The organism is Kitasatospora sp. NPDC001159 (genome assembly GCF_053598235.1).
Genome location: NZ_JBSFJV010000233.1, coordinates 1 through 3,272, shown reverse-complemented (window position 1 = coordinate 3,272; position 3,272 = coordinate 1). Strand labels below are relative to the sequence as shown.

2 protein-coding genes and 1 pseudogene are annotated in these 3,272 nt (G+C 72.3%); 2 read left to right on the top strand and 1 reads right to left on the bottom strand.

Annotation, left to right across the window (positions count from 1 at the left end; translation table 11 throughout):
- Positions 1-1,879, top strand: a 1,879-nt coding sequence (locus ACWC9T_RS41300) for a zeta toxin family protein (RefSeq protein ID WP_449826163.1), incomplete at its 5' end; no start/stop codon positions are given.
- Between the two features lie 68 nt (positions 1,880-1,947).
- Positions 1,948-2,610 (top strand): M15 family metallopeptidase, encoded by a 663-nt coding sequence (locus tag ACWC9T_RS41295; RefSeq protein WP_449826162.1) that lies wholly within the window; start codon positions 1,948-1,950, stop codon positions 2,608-2,610.
- A 27-nt stretch (positions 2,611-2,637) separates the two neighbouring features.
- On the opposite strand, the pseudogene ACWC9T_RS41290 reads toward ACWC9T_RS41295, so the two are convergent.
- Positions 2,638-3,183: pseudogene (locus ACWC9T_RS41290) on the bottom strand (transposase); the annotation flags it as partial.
- Positions 3,184-3,272: the final 89 nt, after the last annotated feature.

Sequence of the window (3,272 nt, the reverse complement as noted above, 5' to 3'; positions counted from 1 at the left end):
GGACCTGGGCGTGCACCACGAGGCCCTGCGCAACTGGATCCGGCAGGACGAAGCCGATCGCGGCGAGCGCGGTGACCGGCTGACCACCGCGGAGATGATTCTGCCGCAGGCGTTCGCGGGGGCGCTGCCGCAGGTGCGGCCGGTGGTGGTGTTCGTGGCCGGGCAGGCCGGCAGCGGCAAGACACTCGTGGTGGACCTGGTGCAGGCGGCGCTCGCGCACCGGGGTGGTGCGGTCCGGGTTGACCGCGATGCCTACAAGGCCGTCCACCCCTCCTACCCCGGGTTCCTGGTCGAGGACGTGCGCACGGCTGGCGTGCGGGTGCGCGCGGACACCTACGGGTGGCAGGCCCGGCTGGAGGAGCAGGTGCGGAAGGGCCGGTTCGACGCGGTGGTGGAGGCGGCGCTGGGCCGCCCCGAGGAGTTCCTCGCCGAGATCGCCGCGTACCGGCGGGCCGGGTACCGGGTCGAGATCGTGGCGCTGGCCGTGCCCGAGGCGCTCAGCCAGCTCGGTGTCCTGGACCGCTACCTGCACCTCGCCGTCGAGGGCCGGGCCCGCTATGTGGCCTGGGACAACCACGACGCCTGCGCCGCGGCCCTGCCCGCAGCGCTCGCCGAGGTGGAGACCGGGCACCTGGCCGACCGGGTCACCGTGGTGCGGCGCGGCACCGACACCCTGCTGGAGGCCGTCTACGCCAACGAGCTCGACGCCGGCGGACGTTGGGTGGGCCCGGCGCGCGCCGCGCAGACCGTGGTCGCCGAGCGGACCCGCCCGTGGGGCGCGGTGGAGACCGGCCGCTTCCGTCGGGAGCTGGCCGCGAGCGAACGGCGCGTACACGATCCCCGCATCCCCGCCGACTGGGCGCTGGCGGTGGGCCGCGACGCCGAACGCGCCGCGGCGCTGGCCGAGCCGGTGCGCCGCACCGCCCAGGCACTGCCGCAGGCGCCCGGGGTCGCCTACCACCGGCTATCGGCGGACGAGCACGAGTTCGTCTTCGAGGCGATGGTCGTGCCGACCATGCTGAGCGCGATCGTCAGCCAGGAGAACCCGGTCGTGGTCTACGTCGCCGGACAGCCCGGCGCGGGCAAGACCCGGACCGCCCGCCTGGTCCAGCGCACGGTGCACCAGCCGGTTCACCTAGTCGGCGACTACTTCAAGGTCCTGCACCCGGACTACCTGCAGCTGCTGCGCACCGATCCGCGCCGCGCCTCGGAGCCGATCCGCACCGACTACCGGGCCTGGCAGGCCCGGGCCGAGGCCTACGTGCGCGAGCGTCGCGGGAACCTCGTCATCGAGACCACCCCCGCCGACCCCGAGCGGTTCGCCGCCGAGGCACAGAAGTTCCGGCGGGCCGGCTACCGGGTGGAGCTGGTGGTCCTGGCCGTGCGCGCGGCCGACTCCCGCCAGGGCACCGCCCACCGCTACGCCCGCCTCAGCGCGCTCGGCGTGCCCGCCCGGTTCACCACCGCCGCCGGCCACGACGCGCACTACCGCGTACTGTCCGATGTCGTCGCGGCCGCCGAGGAGCTGGCGGCGGTCGACCAGGTCACCGTGTTGCGGCGCGACACCAGCGCCCTCTACCAAAGCCGACCCACCAACGGCGGCGGGCAGCCAGGGCACGGGGCCGCGGCGCTGGCGCTGCTCGCGGAGCAGGCGCGCCCCTACACCAACGAAGAGGCGGCCGCGTTCTGGGCCGTCCAGCGCGCCCTTCACGCCGCAATGCCGCAGTACCGTGACGACCTCAACGCCATCGCGACCCAGGCCCTCCCGCTCATGCCCGATGCCCTGCGCCCGCGCCGACTGGAGATGCCTTCGGCGGTGCCCGCTCTACCCGTGCCCACCAGGCCAGGGCTCTCGTGCGACCCGGCCCACGGCCGCTGACCTGAGACCGGGCCTAGTGCCGTGACCGCATAGGTTTGCCGGGTTGAGCCCTGCGAGATGATCGCGTCATGAGTGAGATCGTGTTGATGTCGGATCCGAAGGTCGCCGTCATCCCCGTGGCGGAATGCGGTGAACAACTCGTGGACGTCCGCGCGGGCGGTTCGTTGCTGGTCGATGCGCGGAAGCAGGATCCGGCAGACGCCTTCGCGTACCTGCGGGAAGGCGTGCTGGAGCGGCTACTCAAGGCCCAGACGATGCTTCCGCGGGACATACAGCTGCTGTTCGTCGAGGGATATCGACCCCCATCACTTCAGCAGGAGTACTTCGAGGAGTACGCGGGCCAGCTGAGGGCCATCCATCCGCAATGGTCCGCCGGGCAGATCCATGCGGCAGCGAGCCGGTATGTGTCACCGCCCGACATCGCTCCGCACAGCGCCGGCGCGGCCGTTGACCTCACCCTGGCCGACGCCAGTGGGCGCGAACTGGACCTGGGCACACGGATGAACGCCGACCCGGAGGAAAGTGAGGGCGCCTGCTACACCCACGCCGCCAACATCAGCGAGGAGGCCCGTGCCAACCGGAGGCTGCTGGGTACCGTGCTGACGGCGGCGGGCCTGGTGAACTACCCCACGGAATGGTGGCACTGGTCCTTCGGCGACCGCTACTGGGCTCTGATCACGGGGAAGACCGCCGCTTTCTACGGCCCGGCGGAGACTACCCTGCTCGGATGACCAGCCTGGCCTTGCCGGACTGACTGGTCACGCGACGAGTCGTCCGCCCCATCGAATGCCCTTCTCACTGCGGATGCGGGCGCGCTCCTTGCGCTGGGCCGCGAGGACGTCGGGGTGGCGGGCGTTGGCGTTGCGCCAGCGCAGGTAGGCGTGCAGCGCGCGGGTCTGGACCGTGTTCGGGTGGTTGGAGTTCGCCAGGGTGAACTGCCGCAGCGGTCCGAAGTGTGCCTCGATCGGGTTGGCCCAGGAGGCGTTGGTCGGGGTGAAGCAGAGGTGGACGTTGTTGTTCTTCGCCCAGCGGAGGATCTTCTTGCCGTTGTGGGCGGAGAGGTTGTCCAGGATCACGTAGACCGGGGCGCCGTCCGGGCGGGCGGCCCGGGTCGACCTGAGCGCGGCCAGGGCTTTCGCGGTGCCCTTGCGGCGGCGGTTGACGCCCCACAGCGTGTCGTCGCCGATCGAGTAGCAGCCGTGGAAGTACGTGACGCCGTGGGTTCGGTGGTAGGTCGCCGGGAGCCGGTCGGGCCGGCCCCGCTCGGCCCAGCAGCTGCCGGCGGTGGGCCGGATGCCGAGCGGTTGGGTCGGGGACGAGACGCCGTGCACCCTTGCAGGTGTCGGTCTTCCCGTCCCCGCCCGCCGAACCGGACGTGCCCGTTGGCCGGGCA